At 51.3% G+C, this 532-nt stretch carries 1 pseudogene; it reads left to right on the top strand.

The window, feature by feature from the left end:
- Positions 1-532: pseudogene (locus tag WD019_RS21745) on the top strand (2-oxoglutarate dehydrogenase E1 component); the annotation flags it as partial.

The raw sequence follows: 532 nt of genomic DNA, 5'->3' as shown, positions 1-532 counted from the left end.
TAAAACCGGCGAGAAGTTTTCGCCGATGCATGCACTTCCTTCGGCGAAGGCATCATTCGCTGTCCATAACAGCCCGCTGTCTGAAACGTCTGTCGTTGGATTTGAGTATGGCTATAACGTTTATGCACCGGAAACGCTCGTCCTCTGGGAAGCACAATTTGGGGATTTCGCCAACGTCGCCCAGGTCATTTTCGACCAATTCGTATCGGCAGGCCGCGCGAAATGGGGCCAAAAATCCGGCCTTGTTCTATTGTTGCCGCACGGCTATGAAGGGCAGGGACCAGAACATTCAAGCGCCCGCCTGGAACGCTATTTGCAATTAGCGGCCGAAAACAACTGGACGGTTGCGAATTTAACGAGCGCGGCACAATACTTCCATATTTTGCGCCGCCAGGCTGCAATTTTAGAAAAAGACGAAGTGCGTCCGCTTGTCATTATGACGCCGAAAAGCTTACTTCGTAACCCAAGGGCGGCTTCAACGGCATTAGAATTAAGCAACGGCCATTTCTACCCGGTCTTAGAACAAGAAGGT

Origin of the sequence: Fictibacillus sp. Mic-4 (assembly GCF_049843615.1) — a bacterium.
Taxonomy (GTDB): domain Bacteria; phylum Bacillota; class Bacilli; order Bacillales; family Fictibacillaceae; genus Fictibacillus_A; species Fictibacillus_A gelatini.
This window is presented reverse-complemented; position numbering and strand designations above follow the sequence as displayed.